General features: G+C 53.6%; 1 protein-coding gene. It reads right to left on the bottom strand.

What is annotated here, in order from left to right:
* Positions 1–666 precede the first annotated feature (666 nt).
* A partial coding sequence (locus QN397_RS26585; protein ID WP_323502517.1) for an IS3 family transposase occupies positions 667–922 on the bottom strand: 256 nt, incomplete at its 5' end.

Below are 922 nucleotides of genomic sequence, written 5' to 3'. Positions count from 1 at the left end.
GGGTAGGCTGAACACCCGGGTCAAATTTGAAGCGGCACAACCCTCACAGGTGGGTCAATTTTCGGCCGGCGCCAACACGCTTGGCCTTTAACTTCTCCACCTGCTCGATATAGGTGAGCAACTGGTGGATGAGCCTCGCGTCATCTTTCATCGGTACCTGCCTACTTTAAAAGCTGTCCTTATTTGGACACGAAGTCCACTTCGTTTCGCCGTACGCGAGCGGAAGGTGCGATCACATCGATCGCTTTTGAGTTTGACGTCACGGCAGCTGCTTCGAGAAGCACCCAGAAGGGTAGCGTCAAATGGAACAAGGATGGTTTCAGCACTACAGGTGAGTACCCGGGGCGCAAAGCAAAGCACTATAGGTCTGCTTCACTTCAAAAAGCTGCGGCCTACCTCGCACCGCCGTGCGAAAGTGCTCGTTTGTCCTTTCAGCGCGGTCAGGCCGGTGCACGCGCATGGCTGCGTCCGCGCCAAATATGTGTGTTAGCCCTACTTGATAGCAGGATGTGAAAGCACAAATACATGCCCCGAAAAATCGTCTGGAACCTCGCATTTTTTGGATCGAGCGAAGCACCGGCTCTACACTCCGGCCAACAAGGAGTCGAATTGAATCGCCCCGGGATTGAACTGACCCCCAGAAGTTGAACATTGTGATCCTGCTGATCAAGCGGTGTTTCTGATCCGGTATTGCACCGGACTGAGCCCTTGCAATCGCAGCTTGATCCGCTCGTGGTTGTAGTAGTGAATGTAATTATTGACGCCCGCTTCGAGCACATCAAGGTCGCCAAGTTTTTCAAGGTGGAAGTACTCAGCTTTGAGGGTGCCGAAGAAGCTTTCGATCCCAGCATTGTCAAAGCAATTGCCTCTTCGGCTCATGCTTTGCGTTACCCCGCGATGCGCAAGCATCGCCCGGTATGGC

It is taken from the genome of Variovorax sp. RTB1, from assembly GCF_035018765.1.
Taxonomy (GTDB): domain Bacteria; phylum Pseudomonadota; class Gammaproteobacteria; order Burkholderiales; family Burkholderiaceae_C; genus Variovorax.
Note: the sequence above shows the minus strand (reverse complement) of the source record. Positions and strands in the feature narration are given on the sequence as shown.